The following is a 16804-nucleotide window of genomic DNA, read 5'->3' on the forward strand; positions in this document are numbered from 1 at the left end:
GATTCTTGGCGGGTTGGAAGGACAGTGAGGGTGCCACGCAAAACCTGACGCGAGGTCTGGACCCCGAGGCCAAGTGACTGAGCGACGCCAATTCGCAGTTGGAAGCCGCGTACCCCAAGGCATGGGATACCCTATGCAGCAAAACCAACGGAGCTACGGAGCTGCAGTGCGTATGTGGGCTGCTCGTTGCAGCGTCGCTTCCATGGGCCACAAGCATGACCCGCATTTCTCTTGGACTGGATTCCCTCCAATTATTGGCTAACGAGCCGACGAGCTGCACCAGTGCCGGGCCCAGCCTGGTCAGGCACGCAGTGCGGTGCAGCAGACGCCCTGTCTTGACGAAGGTCAGGGAGGTTACAGCGGAGCGGTCCCGTGGATTCCACTGCCCGCCATGTTGCGGGGAGTGGACCGCAGGAGGTTTGGGCTGTCCAGGTGTGGTTGTCCCGGCATTGCCCAGCGTCCGGCAAACAACCCATCGTGCCCAACGAGGACGACGATGTCGATCAAGGATTCCTTTGGCAAGGAGCACATCGGGCAAGTCTTGGCGACTGGCCACTGGCCTGGATTCTTTTGGTGATGACCGCTGCCGTGATCTCGGGTGAGGTGGTCTCGTCAAAGTGAACGTTCCACCAGGGTGGAAGCCAGACATCAATTCCAAGCTTGGCCGGTACCGATTGTCCGTCCGGATTGACCCATCATCCGCTTGCCTGCCTGAAACTAAAACCCACTTCCAATGACCCCTGCAGTCTGAACGTTCTCCTGGCCATCCAGTCAAAGTGCGTGGCAGCTATTTCAGGTGTTGGACAGGGAGTTACGTGGTTCGGCAGTGCACCATAGCAATATGGATGCTGCAGGGGGAGTGCCTTGTGAAAAAAGCGTGGGGTATTTGTCGAAGGTGCCACCGCAAGAGCCGCGCGGTCGCATCAAAACGCGTGACACCGGGCGGCTGGGATGGTCTTCAGGAAGATGAAACGGTCCGAATTCTTCTGTGCATGCTTGGTGACGAAAGCAAGGCCTGCAACGCACTAGATCAGTGACTGGTGGTCGGAGCACCGATGTGTCACTGCGCAGCGGAAGAGTTGTGGTTGGCGCTCCACACCTCAGCGAGCGGATGCACCCTGTAACCCCATTGGACCGGAAACTCTTCCGCGGGAAGACGGCCTTGCGCTGGCCCGTAAATCTTGGATGCGGCTGGTGTCGACGCCAAAGTCCGACAGTTGTACTGAGGGACTATGCATCGTGGTGAGAGGCAGGGCAATAGGGGCTAGTCGCAATCGAGGGTGTTGTCGGGGTCTGAATCCACCGGCTTCGAACAACGGGCATGCCGTGTATTTCCTTAGGATCCGGATCCGGGAGGAGTGTCCGCGGAGGTGTGCGAGTCTGCCAGGGACGTCCGTGGCACGTTGCCTGAGGGCCGGCCGACGATGCAGTGGTAGTAGGTCGCGCAGGTCGCCACGACCTCGACATGCTGCGAGACAGAGAGAAAGGCCGCGAGACAGACTTGGCACTTCTCGACGATCCGCATGGCGCTGGTGTGGAGGGTGCGCTGCGCGGCATGGAGCGGAGTGGGCTTGCGGCCGCGGTTTCCACAGATGGGTTGCTGGACACGGCGGCGCCAATCAAGTGCACACCACCGATCCTGTGTGGGCCCTGGATCAATGCATGTATGCCCACAGCCAGCACCGTGTCGTTCCCCGTGTTCCACGAAATGCCGAGCCCGCGGCTCGGCAGTCCACCAGTGTCCTGGCGCCACACACGCCCACAACCGCTGCAGCGACAGGGACGGATCACGATCGACAATGTCCTCGGGAGCCAACCCGGCCGCTAATGCACCGGCCGCGGGGTCATGCTGTCGCGCCGCTCAGCCGGGCATCCGCAGCCGCGACACCACCGGGCGAACTTGTCTGTCTCGACGACCCGGTAGGCAACCACCGCTCGACCTGGATCGAACTGTTGACTCACGAGCTCCACACCGAGTTCGTGAAGACGGCCGAACGAGCCTGCATCAGGGGCCGTACGCATCGACAGAGCCATCGCATTGGCGCCGAACATCTCCCCGGGGTTGCTGTCCAGGATGATCGTTTCGACGCTGCTGCCGCCTGCGCGCAGTTCTTCGAGCTGCATGCCCCCCGTCCAGCGGATGCCACGTTCTGCCGCCGAAGGGGGCGAGTACCAGCACCCGCCCGTAGCTGGCTCGACTCCGTTCTCGCGGTCTAACACCACCGGTTGACCAGTGTGGGAATTGACCGCCGTGATGAGTGCGGTGCGTTGCGGCCAGCGCTGACTGGGAAGCCGGGCGGCGACGGCAGCGCGCCGCGTTGCTCAGGAGCCGTCCGCCACCACCGAGGACCAACGCTCGCTTTCTGGCGGCGCGGATCCGGTAGTGGCGTCGAGCTGCGGCTGATCCTGCTCGGACCTCCGCTGGTTGGAGCCCGTCGTCGAAGTGACGAGCACAGTTGAAAATGGGGTCGTGTTCATGGGTATCGCCTCCGGCCGTAAGATCACGCTCCGACTCGGTGCGCAGCCAGGATCGCGCCGGTGCTTTTCGCCGCGGAACGCTCCGCGGCACCAACTTTTCTGTGGTGGGGGGATTCATCGCCTGCCGGTTGAGAGGCTTCGTGCGAGACGATGTGCTTGTGTGGACGTCGATGGGGAAGGGGTGCAGATGAATGACGATGCGACTTTGAGCTCTTTCGAAGCCAGCATAGGTGCGGGCCCATACATGCTCGTAGTCAATACTGGCGAGGGGTCATGCGGAAATTGGTCGATGGGAAGTCCCCTAGGGACTCGACTGTCGGAAAGGTAATCAGACGGGCAGCCGGCATCGAAGTTTCACGTGAAACAACCAGATGACTGGCCGGCACCCGCCGCTGATGAACCACACGAGGGCGAGCCCCCACGGCGGGACTCCCGATGGGAGACGCTTAGGCAGGCTGTTGGAAATCGCAGATGATGCAGATAGTTGGCGACTTCGTCATGCCCCATGCCTTTCGATACCCAGATGGCAGTCAAGCTTCTGACACTGGCCGATGTGGCTTGAGTGAGTTTTCTGGCAATTCTGGCTGGTGGGTTGGCTGGCCTGAGATCGAGGCAGTCACTTCCAACTTGTTCAGAAGCCAAGGGGCCATTGGGGGTTCGGGCGGGGTGCTTGAACAGTCGCCTTAACTAGTTCAGCGGTGTCCGCTGCATACATGCTGAGCCAACAATGAGGGCTCCGGGGCCACACAACGCAACTGACGGAAGCTGAAACATGGATCCCTCATCCCAAGACTCCGCACCTCACTCCGAGTACAACTCTCGAACGACATCAGCCACTGATTCCGTGGCTGGCAGGCGTCTCTGTTTCACGTGAAACACGGGCAGGAGCGGGGCCCGTTTGGGACTGCTCTTTGCCGATTCTTGAGGGGCGCCCAGTCACGGCTAGGTGTCCAGGACCATGGCGTGATGTGAGTGCCGCGGGCTGGGCTAGAAGTCCATCAGCTGCGATCTGCAAATAATTGGGCATGGGCGCTGTGGGGGTTTCGGGGTGTTATTCCTCGTGTGGTCCGTTGAGGTCGCGTTGTGCGGCCTGCTCATTGCATTGTTGTTGGGCTTCATGGTTGTCAGGGAAGGCCCAATCGGGTGGTTCGGGCAGGGGGTGGGTGCCGTAGTCTTCTTCAAAGTCCATGGCCATGATCTCGTTTTCGTTCAGTTGGCTGAAGGGGTCCTCATCCCAGCCCAGGCCGTCGAGGCGTTGCTGGATGTTCTTTTTGAGCCATTTGGGGTAGCTGGCGGGCTGGGTTTCCAGGGGCTGGGGTGGGTGGTACCGGCCGGAGGGTGAGATCCAGCCGGGCCGGCCGCTCTCGGTCATGACGGCTGTCCAGCCGCGGAGTTTCAGGGCCCGCCGTTCCGGTCGTTGCTGCTCCCGGACCTGCCCGGAGCGGGTTTTGCCGTCCTTGAAGTGCTTGGCCAGGTGGTGGCGTTTACACAAAAATTCAAGGTTGCCCGCGGCGGTTTTCCCGCCGCTCTCCCACGGCAGGATGTGGTCGAGTTCGGCCAGAGACGCCTTGGCGGTGCAGCCTGGAAATTGGCAGTAGTGATCCCGGCCGCGGAGCATGAACCGCATGGCCTTGCCCACCCGGTACGTGTCCGGGGCAAGATCCAGGGGTTCGTTGCTGATGGGGTCGGTCAAAACCCGGTAGAAACTGGTGGACCCGGCCAGCAGTCGATTGGCGACCTCAACACTGATCGGCCCGTACCCCTCCAACACGGCCGGGGCATTAATGTGCCCCAACAACGACAGTGCCGGGACGGTCACCAACACAGTGGCCCGGGGCATGGGCGGCCCGTCAATCCCACAATAGTCCGCTGCATCATTGATGCCAGAGGGCCACTGAGCATCATCAACCCGGGGAGGGTATGCTGTGCGGTCAGCTTCTGTGGCCGTGGCTGTGGCTGGTATCAGGGGTGGAGGTGTGGCGTTGGGATGCCAATCGGGGTGACTGCGATCGTCGGGATCCTTGAAGCCCGGGTCCTGATAGTCGGGGTCTTCAAAAACGGGAATGCTGGTGCCAGGGATCCTGTAGCGGCCGGTGTCAGTATCCGGGAAGGGTGCTCCAGCGCACGGATCAGTCTCGATCTGAATGAACCTTGGCTCAGCAATCGGAGATGTTTCAGGGACTCGGACAGCTGTTGAAGGAAAGCCCATGTCTGCGCTGCTGTCAGTGGCTTGGCCGCAATCCTGGCTGTTGCCGAGGCTACTACCGTGGACGTCCGCGTTGCCAGCGGCGGTGGCGCCCCAGCCGTCGGAGTAGGGAGTTCCGCTGGTGGGGGTTGGTGGGGTGTGGATGTTGTTCCGGGACAGGGACTGGTTCAGGAGCAGCGCTGCGGCGACGTCGGCACGGAGTTGGGTCAGGGTGCGGGGTTCGTGGGGGCCTTGGGCAGCTTGGGCGGTGAGGGTGCATTGGTCCCAGATGCCCTCGATCGTGGCTGCCGGGGCGTACAGGCTTAGCCAGGACATGCCGTCATGCGCGCGGCTGACACTCAGGGCCCGGCGCCGGCAGGCGTCGCGGGTGCGGCGGGGATGCTCTCGGGGTGGAGACGTTCGCGGAGCCGGCGGGCCTTGTCCTTGAAACTGTTCAGGGAACAATCCCGGGCCTTCTCCAGCAACAAGGTCTCGTACTCGGTGACACCGTCCGTTGGGAGGTTATTGTTGCGCAACAGGGTGGTTTCCTCGGCAATGATCACCGCGTACGGCCACCCCAACTCCCCACTGGCCAGGCGTTCATGCGTGGCCGGCAGCTCACGGACCATGACAGTGGAATGGTCCACCAGGCCGTTGGCGGCGGCCTCACTGATGCCCAGGATCGTTGCAATCTCAGCATTGGTCCCGGCCGTGGACACCTCGTTCTGCCAAGCGTCCAACCCCAGGAGCCTGCGCTCGGCCTCTGCAGCAGTGGCGAAGCGTTCCAACACTGTGGCCAGGGACGCGGCAGCCCGGTTCTGCAGGGCGTTAAACGCAGCCACTATCCCCACACACTCATCCATGAACGCCTGCACCAAGGCCAACTGCGAGGGGGCAACCCCGGTGCCGTCCGGTCCACGATTCAAGGATGGCAGGCGGGGCAACGAGGACACGGCTGCCATGTCAGTAGCCAGCGGTTCAATGGAGGGAAGAACGATCCCAGCCACCAGTTCCGCCACAGCCGCTGTGGTGGATGAACCTTCCCAGCCATCCGGGAAATTCACTGAACCGCCCATACCATAAGTCTAGTTGGCATGTACCCAAATATCAATAGGACTCATTACTTTCCCAAACAAAAGTTCTATCTAATTTTCAGCTCATCTCCATGCGAGTGAATCCCCTGAATCAACGCAAGTGCCCGAAGGATGGAGTGGCACACGGCAACTACAGGCCGTGATGGGCACAGCGTTTCACGTGAAACCGGATTTTGGGCCGAAGAATGCGGTGTCCAACGGGGATGGGCCACAACTTTCTGGAGCCTAGAATCAATCTGGGAGAAGTGGAAATGACCCGTTAAACAGTTGTGGACCGGACAATGTCCGGTCCACACCCTTCAAGAAGAATTCATCGCTGCGACCCCATTATGGGACGCAGCAACTGACTAGCTCAGTACTCCGGAGAATTCCTTCTCGAAGTACTGCTTCGGCCGGGCGCCAATGACGGAGCCGATTACCTCGCCGCCCTTGAACAGGTACACGGCCGGGATGGAGGTAATTCCGTACTTCGCGGAAATGGCGGGGTTGGCATCGACGTCGACCTTAACGACGTCAACCTTGTCCGCGTACTCAACTGAAATCTCATCCAGGATAGGACCAAGTTTGCGGCAGGGGCCACACCACTCAGCCCAGAAATCCACAATGACAGGCTTTTCGGAGTTCAATACGTCTTCGGCAAATGTTGCGTCCGTTGCACTCTTGGCATTACTCATGGTGAACTACTTTCTCTTAGGAATTCTGATCGGCCAGGAAGTGTTCCACATCCAGTGCGGCAACACATCCCGAGCCCGCGGCCGTGATGGCCTGGCGGTAAGTGGGGTCCACTACGTCTCCGGCGGCAAATACACCCGGCAGGCTGGTCTTGGAAGACCGGCCCTCAACGGCAATGGTGCCGGCTCCGGTCAGGTCCAAAACTCCCTTGACCAGGTCGACGCGGGGATCGTTGCCTATGGCAACGAATACGCCTGTGACAGCAAGCTCGCTCTTCTCACCCGTGACCAGGTTGTTCAAGCGAATGCCGGTAACCTTGGCCTCGCCGTCAACGCCAACAACCTCCGAGTTCCAGATGAATTTGATCTTCGGGTGGTTCAGGGCGCGATCGGCCATGATCTTGGAGGCACGCAGCGTGTCGCGGCGGTGAACCACTGTCACGGAATCCGCAAACTTGGTCAGGAAGATTGCCTCTTCCATGGCGGAATCGCCACCACCAATAACGGCAATATCGTGACCCTTGAAGAAGAAGCCGTCGCAGGTGGCGCAGGAGCTCACCCCGTGGCCAACAAGACGCTTTTCGCCCTCAACACCAAGCTCGCGGTAGGCGGAGCCGGTGGAAATGATGACGGTGCGTGCCTTGAATTCCTGGCCGTCGGCCAGGGTTACAGTCTTGATGGTGCCTTCCAACTCAACGGAAGTCACGTCGTCGTACATCACCTCGGTGCCAAACTTCTCAGCCTGCTGGCCCAAGTTCTCCATGAGATCCGGACCCATGATGCCTTCGGGGAAGCCGGGGAAGTTCTCCACCTCTGTAGTGTTCATGAGCTCGCCGCCTGCGGTAACGGAACCGGCGATCATGAGCGGCTTCAGATCCGCACGGGCGGTGTAGATCGCCGCGGTGTAACCTGCGGGACCAGAACCTACGATGATGACATCACGGACATCGCTTGCGGGGGTAGCTTGCGTGCTCACGGGTGAGTGTTCCTCTTCCTACTTTGACTGACCGCGGCGTGGCGGTTCAATGGGACCTTCGCTATCCACAACCGGCATGGGGGCGCGGTTATTCCTCTCACGCGGACGTGGGGGAATGCCAGTGGCTAACTAATGCTGATCTCGGTGATCTTCAACCCAAAGGGGTAGGTCACGAATGGCTGGAGTTTGGGCAACTCCGTGAAGCTGATGATGACATACTTTGCCTTGACGCCTGGGGCCGCCTTCAACGTGAAGTCGGGGGAGCTAAAGGAGCCGCTACCAATTTTGGTGGCACCAGCGATCTCGGGCTTGCTGTTGGTCAGGATGTTGAATTGCCCACCCGATCCAGCTAGTTGATTGATGGTCACGGAGCTGATGGTGGATTCCTCCGCGAGTTCAACCACTAAATCAACGCCCTCAGTGAGGTTGGCGAAGTCGGCATTGGAGAACTCCACGGTGGGCCAGTAGGTGCCCTTGTTGCCGTCAATGGCGTCCTTGAGGCGGGGGAAGTACGCTTCACCGTAGTTCTGCACGCCGGGTGCATAGGTGGTGATGTCAGTCAGGCCCTTGATGACGGGGGCAACAGCAGCTGGCACCGGCGCCGCGGAGGGGGATTGTGCCTCAGTGGGGGGCGGCGTAGCTGAGGAGCTGGTGCCGGCCTGATTGCTGGAACCGTTAAACAAAGTGCCAATGTGTTGGAGCGCAAAAATAAGTGCACCGATGAGCAAAACACTCACAATGGCACCGGTCAGCAAGCGCCCGCTGATCCGGGGAGCGTTTCTGTCGTCGTCGTCGTCCTCGTCAAGCAAATCATCGGCGACGTAGTCATTGCTCGCCTGGCGCGCCGCCGCCGGGAAGGTCCCCGCGCGGCGTTCCTGGGCCACGGTTTCCTCATGGTCCTCATTGATAAATCCGTAGTCGTCCTCATCCCACAAGGTCACCTTGGACGGGGTTCCCGGGGCGAGAGAGGAAGGCTCGACGGCGGGAATCGCCGCAGCTGCCACAGCCGCCGTGGGCGGTGTGGGGGCGGGTGTTTGCCGGACGGGAGGCAAGGGGTGCGCCGGTGTCATGGGCGAATTGTCCTCATACACGTAGGCGCTGCTCACGGGAGCAGCGTCGCGTGCCTTGCCAAAGATTTCAGTGCCGAGGGTATCTGTGAAGAACGGCTCCTGGTAGACCTGCTCCACAGCATCTGTGGGGACCACAAGGTCCAGCAATTCCGCCGGCGAGGTTCTGGCTGCGATGAGGTAGGTGGCTTGATCCTGGACACCCAGATCAAGGATGGAGACACCGGACACACGTGTCCCAATGGCAACCTCACGGGCACTTTGCGTCAGGTTGGCTGAGTTGTCAACAGCCGAAACCAGGATGCTGACAGGCCTGTTGAGAACCTGGTCAAGGCCATCCAAAATGACGTCGTTCTCGGCAGAAGCCAAGATACGGCCAGTAACCTTGTAACGGCCGCCAAGGATGGAGCCCACGTCGATGGGTTGTGGCACCAAATCCTCCTCTTACAAACACGGTGGCTTCGGCGGGTAATGCGCACAAAGCCATATTTTGACTGATTCTATCGGAAAACACTGCATGTTCCGTGGTTGCGGCTCGATTGGCCGCAGATACTTCCAGCTACCTTGACGGCAGGCGACTACGAACCTTGCTGATCAGCGGATTGAGCAGCGCATCAACTTCGTGCACGCGCATACGTTTAAGGATCATGATGTAGACCACAGCCATGATGGTGCCCACAACTGCCAAAGTCACTGCCGCGGCGGGAATGGAACTCCACATAAACCCTCCGGCCACGGTTCCGCCAAAGAGCATGAGGGTCAACTCTCCGACAATTCCTGCGGCCAGGGCCGCCGCCAGAAAGCGCATGTGCGCACGGACAATGAGGCCACCGCCGTAGTCGCCCAGCTTGGCCCGCAGGAACAGGTGGCTGACAACGGGGCCCAGAACATTGCTAACGGTGTAGCTGGCTGCAAGGCCGTAAATGATGAACTCCTGCGGCAGGAGACTTGCCAGCAATGCCCCGCCCAAGCCAATGCAGACCATGATGCATTGGATGATGAACGGGGTCTTGGCATTCTCCTGCGCGTAAAAAACCCGGTTGAGGATGAAGTTAATGCTGTAGAACGGTGCGCCAATGGCCAGGATGGAAAGTGTGATGGCAATGTGACGGCCCACTGTTTCCGTGCCGCCGCCGAAGAGCATGCCGAAGGGGCCTGAGAGCACCACCAAGGCAATTCCAGCGAATACAGTGGCCATGCCGGTGGTGCGCAGCGCCCCGGCCAACGAAGTGCGCAGACCCGACATGTCTCTGCTGGCCGCGGCGTGCGACATGGCCGTGAACATCACGGTGGCAATGGACAGGGCAATGATGGAGTGCGGCATGATGTACAGCTCGGTGGCGCGGTTCAGCACCAGAATGCCGGGAATGGTGGCGTCGGAATCGGCGCCTCCATCGCCTCCGGCAGGGATGGTGGCGACGCGCAAGATGATGATGAAGCTCAGATTGCCAATGACCATGGTGCCCATGGTCCACACGGCAACCTTGGCGGCAGCTCCCAGGCCGGAATCCTTCCAGCCGAACTTGGGACGCAGATTTAGGCCCAGTCGGTGAACGGGCAGTAGCAGCACTGCCGACTGCGCCACGATGCCCAGCGTGGCCGTTCCGGCCAGCATCCACGTTTGGCCTGCGGTCCAGTTGTCCACCGTGTGCGGGCTAGTGGTCGCACTGCCTGCCACGAGGATGAACACCAGCAGGCCGGCAATCGCCACCACATTGTTGACGACAGGGGCCCAGGCATAGGCCTTGAAGGAGTTGTGGGCGTTCAAAACCTGGCCCAGTAGGGAAAACAAGCCGTAAAAGAAGATCTGCGGCAGCAGGAACAGGCCAAAGGTGATGGCCAATTCCAGGTTCTTGCCCGTGAAGGACGTGGACAGTCCCATGATGGGAGCGGCCAAAAGCATGACAACAGATGTCAGCGCCAGGAGGCCAATGACACCCAGGGTCAAGAGCCGGGAGATGAAATCTGTGCCCTTGTCAGGCTGTTTGCTTGCCTTGGCGATCTGCGGGATCAGCACCGCATTGAACAAACCGCCGGCAAGCATCAAGAAGATCAGGTTCGGCAGGTAGTTGGCGCCTTCAAAGATGTTTCCAACAGTGGAGTTGGCGATCGCGATGCCGAGCACGATGGCCTTGATGAAGCCAAGGATGCGCGAGGCAAGTGTGCCGATCGCCATCGACGCGCTGGAGCGGGCGGCGCTCGACGGTATGGTGTTCTTGCTTTGCTGGCTAACCACGGGCTGCGACTGCGTTGGCGGTGCCTGCATTGCAGACTGCGGCATGGTCTCCATATTGCTCGGGGCTATGGTTTGCAGCAGGGACACTCGTGGCGCAGCAGTGGGTTTTGGCGGGATATTGACCCGTTCTTCGTTAGACATCGTTTCCATCATCTCACTGCCCGCTTCAAGAGTGCTGACAGCGCACAGCCACGGTGGTGGCTAGAAGTATTCGGGGAGCAGTTCGCGGGCCAAATCGCTGATGCGGCGTTCATTGGGGAAGGAGAGCTTCTTGGCCAGCTCATTCAGGGGTACCCAGGCCACGTCCACTGCTTCATGGTCGGGGTCATTTTCAATGGTCAGAAAACCGCCCGTGGCGCGCAACAAGAAGTGGTGAACAGTTTTATGGACCCGGTGCCCGCTGACAGTGAACCAGTAGTCAATGCTGCCAAGGGTTGCCAAAATGTCCCCGGCAATACCTGTTTCTTCTTCAATCTCGCGCACGGCAGCTTCGGCATGCGTCTCTTGGCCTTCGGGATGACCCTTGGGCAGGCACCACTCCAGCCGGCCACCGCGGTTGATGCGGGCAATAATCGCAACCCGGGGGACGCCGTCGTGCATCTGAACAACCACGCCGCCGGCGGAGACTTCCTCAACAGTGGGCAGCTGGCTCGGGGCGCTCGGTGCTGCGGGCACAACCAGCGGACCCATAGCCGTTGGCAACGGGTTCCTCTTGGGCGCGCGCGGCACTGGGTGAACCATGGAGTCCACTCTAGCTATCTTTGTGCACGGATGATGACAGCCACGGATCCGTAGTTTTCGATGGCGCCCAAACTCATGGCGGCGTGAGGGCAAGCGCGTGGCGGGAAAAGTCTGGCATTCTTAAGGGACTATGAATTTGGTGGCCGATACTTCAAAATTTGACCCGGTGGTTCTTGAGCTGGGACGTCTCTTCACTGACGCAGGCTACGAGCTTTCTCTTGTGGGTGGACCCGTTCGCGACCTCTTTTTAGGGCGCATATCGCCTGATCTGGATTTCACCACGAACGCCACACCCGATGAAATACTCCAGGTAGCCAAGAAATGGGCGGATTCACACTGGGAAATGGGCCGGGATTTCGGCACCATTGGTTTCCGCAAGCGGAACAGCAATAAAGAAGTCTTGCTCATTGAGGTCACCACGTACCGTGCCGAGGCGTACGACCCGCAGTCGCGTAAACCCGTTGTGGCTTTTGGCACCTCCTTGATAGAGGACCTGCAGCGCCGTGATTTCAGTGTCAATGCGATGGCCCTGCGGCTGCCTGCCATGGAGCTCGTGGACCCCTTCGGCGGTGCCGAGGACCTAGCCGCGGGCCTGTTGCGGACCCCTGGCAAGGCGGAGGATTCGTTCTCCGATGACCCGCTGCGCATGATGCGTGCTGCGCGTTTTGCCTCGCAACTGGGCTTCTCGCTGCACCCGGACGTCCTTTCGGCCATGACAGGGATGGCCGAACGAATCAGCATTATTTCCGCCGAGCGGGTTCGCGATGAACTGGTGAAGCTGATTTGTGGGGCTCATCCGCGCGCCGGCGTCGACATCCTGGTGGGCTCGGGACTGGCCGATCTGGTGCTGCCGGAAATTCCCGCACTCAAGTTGGAAACCGATGAGCACCACAGGCACAAGGACGTTTACCAGCACTCCCTGCAGGTCCTGGAACAGGCAGCATCCCTGGAGACCGGGCCTGACGGGGCCGTTCCGGGCCCTGACTTTGTGCTGCGTTTCGCTGCCCTGATGCACGACGTCGGTAAGCCCAAGACCCGCCGTTTTGAGCCCGGCGGTGGTGTGAGCTTCCGCCACCATGATCTTGCCGGCGCAAAGCTGACAGCAAAGCGCATGAAGGAATTGCGCTTTGACAACGACTCCATCAAGGCTGTTTCACGCCTGGTGGAGCTGCACATGCGCTTCTACGGCTACGGCGAAGCCGGCTGGAGCGATTCAGCTGTGCGCCGCTACGTGACGGACGCCGGGCCACTGCTGGAGCGTTTGCACCGCCTGACCCGCTCAGATGTGACCACCCGCAACCAGCGTAAAGCCGACCGTCTGGCGTTTGCCTACGACGACTTGGAAGAACGCATTGCGGTGCTGGCTGAGCAGGAGGAGCTGGATTCCATCCGCCCGGACCTTGACGGTGGCGCCATCATGGCCTTGCTGGACATCAAACCGGGGAGGGTGGTGGGCCGTGCCTACAACTTCCTGCTGGATCAGCGCATGGAGTACGGACCCTTGGGTGCCGAAAAAGCTGAAGAGGTATTGCGTCAGTGGTGGGCGGAGCAGCCTGAATCACAGCCTGCGCCGGCCGTTGAAGCCTAATTAACAATCGCCGATTGGACTGGATCACAATGAGCAACAGCACCACGCAGGCACCGAACATTCCGGCACCGCAGCCTCCTATTCCTGGCGGCCCCAAACTGTGGCTTCTGCGCCACGGCGAAACGCAGTGGTCCCGCAGCGGGCAGTACACGGGCCTGACGGATATTCCGTTGACCAGCGAGGGCGAAGCGCAGGCCCGCTCCGCGCAGGCGGCACTGTCCGGCGTCGACTTTGACCTGGTGCTCTCCTCACCGCTGCAACGTGCCCACCGCACGGCGGCCCTGGTGGGCTTCCCCGACGCCGTGGTGGAGCCGAACGCCGTCGAATGGGACTACGGCGACTACGAGGGCATTGACAGTGCAGTGGTGCGGGCGCAGAACCCCGGGTACTTGATTTGGGATGATGGCGTGCCCAACGGCGAGCTGCTCTCCCATGTGGCGGAGCGCGCCGATGCGATTGTTGCGCGTGTGCGTGCGGTTCAGCGGCCCGACGGAGCCCCGGCGAACGTGCTGCTTGTGGCTCACGGCCACTTCCTGCGCATCGTGACTGCGCGTTGGCTGGGACTGCCCGCGGGGCAGGGCCGCCACTTTGTTTTGGGCACCGCCAAAGTGTGCACGCTGGGTTGGGATAAGAAGACTCCGGCCGTTGAACAGTGGGGCCTGTAGCGCCGTCGTGACGCAATCCGGTTGAAAGGGCAACACCGAGTAGGCTCGTAATCATGGCGGATTCACAGGCTCCGGGGACAAAGCCCCGGCATCACATAGTTGTGCCCTCACGCAGCGACTCCTTGCTGCGCACCATGACGGAGCCGGTTGGCGGACCGTTGGGCAGGCGGACGGCGCCGGGGAGCACCAACCCCGGTTTCTTCACCGTGGAACGGGTCTTAGTGTTGATGACAGCCGTTTCCGCGATCATCGCCGTGATGACCAAATCCCATTGCCGGACCGCCGGGTGGACCACGCCAGACCAGCAGTCAACGGTGTGCTGGTCTGCTTTTCCAAATTCATTTGTCGACGACAAATTGGGCACCATGGTTCCGTTTTTTTCGCAGGGATCACCGTTCGACCATCCAGTGTTGGCGGGCTGGATTGCCGGGATTACTGCATGGTTGACCCGTAGCTCGGGCGACGGGGCGCTGCGCCAGCTGGCGTTTTTTGATCTGAACGCGGCATTGATCGCCGTCGTGTGGATGGTCACAGTGGTTCTTGTGGCCCGCACAGCCGGGCGCAGGGTCTGGGATGCTGCCCTTGTCGCTGCCAGCCCGGTTCTCATCCTCACCGCCTATGTCAGTTGGGACTTCTGGGCCGCAGCCTTAGTGGCGTTGGCGATCTATCTCTTTGCCCGCAGGCAAACACTCTGGGCTGGAGCGGTGTTCGGCGTTGCCGCCTTGGCCGCCCCCTACGTGATCTTCGTTGTGCTCGCCCTGCTGCTACTGGGCATCAGAACCGGCCACACCACCAAAATGCTGGAGATGGTTGCTGCTGCGGCCATTGCCTGGCTGCTGGTGCTGGCCCCCATCATGGCGGTGAACCCGCCGGCCTTCCCGGATTATTTGAAGAACTTGCTGGCCAGTGAACCCTCGGAGTCGTCGATTTACGGCGGCATGAACCTGCTGGCCAAGCGCATGGGATGGCCGGGGCTGGATGTTGGGGCCACCAACACACTGGCCACCATCCTCCTGGTGGTGCTGGTGTTTGGGCTGACTGCCCTGGCCCTCTACACCCCACGCAAACCCCGCATGGCCCAATTGATGTTTGTGGCGGCCGCGGGATTCATGGTGGTCAACAAGTCCACCGAACCGTGGGATGCGGTTTGGCTGGTGCCGCTGCTGGCCTTGGCGTTGCCGCGATGGCGCCCGGTGCTCGTTTGGCAAGCCGCCATCATCACCCATTTCATTGCCCTGATGCTGTTCCGCAGCAAGGTACTGGGCAATCTCAGCGACCAGCATGCCATTGACGCACCATATTTCCTGATGGCCGCACTGGCAGCTGGCGTTGCCACGTGCGCGCTCATTGGCCTGTGCATTCGCGACATGTTCGTCCCCGGTTTCGACGTGGTGCGCCGTGGCGCTGGCGGTGACCCGCAAGGCGGTGTCCTGTTGGATCCACCCGCAGCTGCCACAAGGGCCCTCGTTACTGGTGCGCGGACCGACGTGTCCGATGCAGCAGAGACGGGTAGTCCCGAAAAGGACGCTGCAGAGACGGGCGGGGAGAAGTCTTTGCAATGACAGATGTAGCCGTGGTGGGGGCCGGACCCAATGGTCTTGCTGCCGCCGTAACGCTTGCCCGGGCCGGGCTCTCGGTGCGCCTCTTCGAAGCCGCCGATTCCATCGGAGGTGGCACAAGAACGGCCGAACTGACGTTACCCGGATTCCGGCACGACGTATGCGCGGCCGTTCACCCGATGGCGTTGGCCTCACCGTTTTTCAAGGCCTTTGAGCTGAGCCGGCGGATCGAGCTGCTGGTGCCGGAAGTCTCTTACGGGCACCCTCTGGACGGTGGCCGGGCAGGGATCGCCTACCGCGATCTGGAGCGGACAGTTGAGGGTCTTGGTGCCGACGGTCGTGCCTGGCAGGCCCTGATGAAACCCCTGCTGCGGCGCCTGGACGGCGTTGTTGATTTCACCCAGGGGAGCCTGTTGCGCCTTCCCCAAGACCCATTGGCAGTTCTTGAGTACGGGGTGCGGACGCTGGCGCAGGGAACCCCCGCATGGAATATGGGGTTCAAGGAAGATGTTGCACCGGCCATGCTGACGGGTGTCGCCGCGCACGCCATTGGCCGCCTGCCTTCCTTGTCCGCCTCGGGTGCGGGAATGCTGCTGGGGGTGCTGGCCCATGCATCGGGTTGGCCTGTTCCCCGTGGTGGCTCGCAGGCCATTGCGCAGGCCATGGCGGATGACCTGCTGACCCACGGCGGCCAGATTGAGGTAAGCCACCGTGTTGTCAGTGTGGCCGGGCTGAAAAATGCCACGGGAGCAAGGGCCGTCATCTGCGATGTCACGCCCCGGGCACTGGCCACCATGGCAAGCGATGTATTACCGACCAGATATATACGCCAGTTGGAATCATTTAAATACGGGGCAGGAGTGTGCAAAGTTGATTTTGCGCTTTCCGGACCAGTGCCGTGGACAGCGCCGGAACTACGCAATGCACCCACCCTCCATCTCGGCGGCACCCGCAGGGCCATTGCCTTTGCTGAAAATGAGGTATTGGCGGGGCGGCATCCGGAAAATCCCTATGTTCTCGCCGTTCAGGCGGGGGTCATTGACGACAGCCGGGCACCTGCCGGACAGCATACGTTCTGGGCCTATACGCACGTCCCGGCAGGGTCCACGCGGGACTGCACGGAGGACATTATCCGTTCCGTGGAAAAATACGCCCCAGGGTTCAAAGACCTTATCCTGGCCAGCACCACCCTAACGGCGCAGGATGTGGGCAACTACAACGCCAATTACATTGGCGGGGACATTAGCTCCGGAGCGGTGACCATGGCGCAGTTGCTCAAACGTCCCGTGATCTCACCTGATCCCTGGCGGACGCCTGCGGAAGGGCTCTATTTGGGTTCGGCCTCCACGCCGCCGGGACCGGCCGTTCATGGCATGGCCGGCTGGCTTGCGGCCAAGTCTGCCCTGAAGAATACCTTTGGCCTGCCCGCCCCCGACTTGGGTCTGTAACTTAAACAACTGACCCGCAGTAATCGCCGAAAAAACAGGGAAATTCGTGTTTTTTCGGCGATTACTGCGGGTCAGTTTGGCGTAGCCCCGTATTTG

Annotated in this window: 15 protein-coding genes; 4 read left to right on the forward strand and 11 right to left on the reverse strand. The window is 60.9% G+C overall.

Annotated elements, in window-relative coordinates; all coding sequences use genetic code 11:
- Positions 1 to 354: 354 nt before the first annotated feature.
- The 10 genes from CVS27_RS20745 to CVS27_RS07605 form a co-directional block, all read right to left on the reverse strand.
- The gene (locus CVS27_RS20745; protein WP_165788275.1) at positions 355 to 531 is read right to left on the reverse strand and encodes a hypothetical protein; all 177 of its coding nucleotides are present in this window, start codon (positions 529 to 531) and stop codon (positions 355 to 357) included.
- 1293 nt (positions 532 to 1824) lie between these two features.
- Entirely contained in the window at positions 1825 to 2124 is a 300-nt protein-coding gene (locus CVS27_RS21725) for a hypothetical protein (RefSeq protein ID WP_442319967.1), read from the reverse strand.
- A 198-nt stretch (positions 2125 to 2322) separates the two neighbouring features.
- On the reverse strand, positions 2323 to 2478 hold the full coding sequence (locus CVS27_RS20750; protein WP_165788106.1) for a hypothetical protein: 156 nt from the start codon (positions 2476 to 2478) through the stop codon (positions 2323 to 2325).
- A 1051-nt stretch (positions 2479 to 3529) separates the two neighbouring features.
- A complete protein-coding gene (locus tag CVS27_RS07575) occupies positions 3530 to 4999 on the reverse strand; it encodes an HNH endonuclease signature motif containing protein (protein WP_103465136.1) in 1470 nt (489 codons plus the stop codon).
- Between the two features lie 23 nt (positions 5000 to 5022).
- On the reverse strand, positions 5023 to 5739 hold the full coding sequence (locus CVS27_RS07580) for a DUF222 domain-containing protein (protein ID WP_103465137.1): 717 nt from the start codon (positions 5737 to 5739) through the stop codon (positions 5023 to 5025).
- A 365-nt stretch (positions 5740 to 6104) separates the two neighbouring features.
- On the reverse strand, positions 6105 to 6431 hold the full coding sequence (gene trxA, locus CVS27_RS07585) for a thioredoxin (RefSeq protein ID WP_103465138.1): 327 nt from the start codon (positions 6429 to 6431) through the stop codon (positions 6105 to 6107).
- A gap of 16 nt (positions 6432 to 6447) precedes the next feature.
- On the reverse strand, positions 6448 to 7404 hold the full coding sequence (trxB, locus tag CVS27_RS07590; RefSeq protein WP_103465139.1) for a thioredoxin-disulfide reductase: 957 nt from the start codon (positions 7402 to 7404) through the stop codon (positions 6448 to 6450).
- A gap of 125 nt (positions 7405 to 7529) precedes the next feature.
- Positions 7530 to 8903 carry a hypothetical protein gene (locus CVS27_RS07595; protein ID WP_103465140.1) on the reverse strand — a complete coding sequence of 458 codons (1374 nt, stop codon included), beginning with the start codon at positions 8901 to 8903 and terminating at the stop codon, positions 7530 to 7532.
- 127 nt (positions 8904 to 9030) lie between these two features.
- Positions 9031 to 10848 carry a murein biosynthesis integral membrane protein MurJ gene (gene murJ / locus CVS27_RS07600; RefSeq protein ID WP_165788105.1) on the reverse strand — a complete coding sequence of 606 codons (1818 nt, stop codon included), beginning with the start codon at positions 10846 to 10848 and terminating at the stop codon, positions 9031 to 9033.
- Positions 10849 to 10908: 60 nt separating this feature from the next.
- On the reverse strand, positions 10909 to 11448 hold the full coding sequence (locus tag CVS27_RS07605) for an NUDIX hydrolase (RefSeq protein ID WP_207767473.1): 540 nt from the start codon (positions 11446 to 11448) through the stop codon (positions 10909 to 10911).
- 139 nt (positions 11449 to 11587) lie between these two features.
- Here CVS27_RS07605 and CVS27_RS07610 point away from each other — a divergent pair, with 139 nt between their 5' ends.
- Both CVS27_RS07610 and CVS27_RS07615 read left to right on the forward strand, forming a co-directional pair.
- A complete protein-coding gene (locus CVS27_RS07610; RefSeq protein WP_243400086.1) occupies positions 11588 to 13036 on the forward strand; it encodes a CCA tRNA nucleotidyltransferase in 1449 nt (482 codons plus the stop codon).
- Positions 13037 to 13065: 29 nt separating this feature from the next.
- Positions 13066 to 13701, forward strand: coding sequence for a histidine phosphatase family protein (locus CVS27_RS07615; protein ID WP_103465143.1), 636 nt, complete (start codon positions 13066 to 13068; stop codon positions 13699 to 13701).
- Between the two features lie 91 nt (positions 13702 to 13792).
- On the opposite strand, the gene CVS27_RS20755 is transcribed toward CVS27_RS07615, so the two are convergent.
- Positions 13793 to 14068 carry a hypothetical protein gene (locus CVS27_RS20755; RefSeq protein ID WP_103465144.1) on the reverse strand — a complete coding sequence of 92 codons (276 nt, stop codon included), beginning with the start codon at positions 14066 to 14068 and terminating at the stop codon, positions 13793 to 13795.
- Here CVS27_RS20755 and CVS27_RS07625 point away from each other — a divergent pair.
- Positions 14067 to 15263, forward strand: a complete 1197-nt coding sequence (locus tag CVS27_RS07625; protein WP_103465145.1) for a glycosyltransferase 87 family protein — start codon at positions 14067 to 14069, stop codon at positions 15261 to 15263. The genes CVS27_RS20755 and CVS27_RS07625 overlap by 2 nt on opposite strands.
- Positions 15260 to 16708, forward strand: coding sequence for a phytoene desaturase family protein (locus CVS27_RS07630; protein ID WP_103465146.1), 1449 nt, complete (start codon positions 15260 to 15262; stop codon positions 16706 to 16708). Before CVS27_RS07625 ends, CVS27_RS07630 begins: the two co-directional genes overlap by 4 nt.
- The last annotated feature ends 96 nt before the right edge of the window (positions 16709 to 16804 follow it).

The sequence above is a fragment of the Arthrobacter glacialis genome, from assembly GCF_002909445.1.
GTDB classification, from domain to species: Bacteria; Actinomycetota; Actinomycetes; order Actinomycetales; family Micrococcaceae; genus Specibacter; species Specibacter glacialis.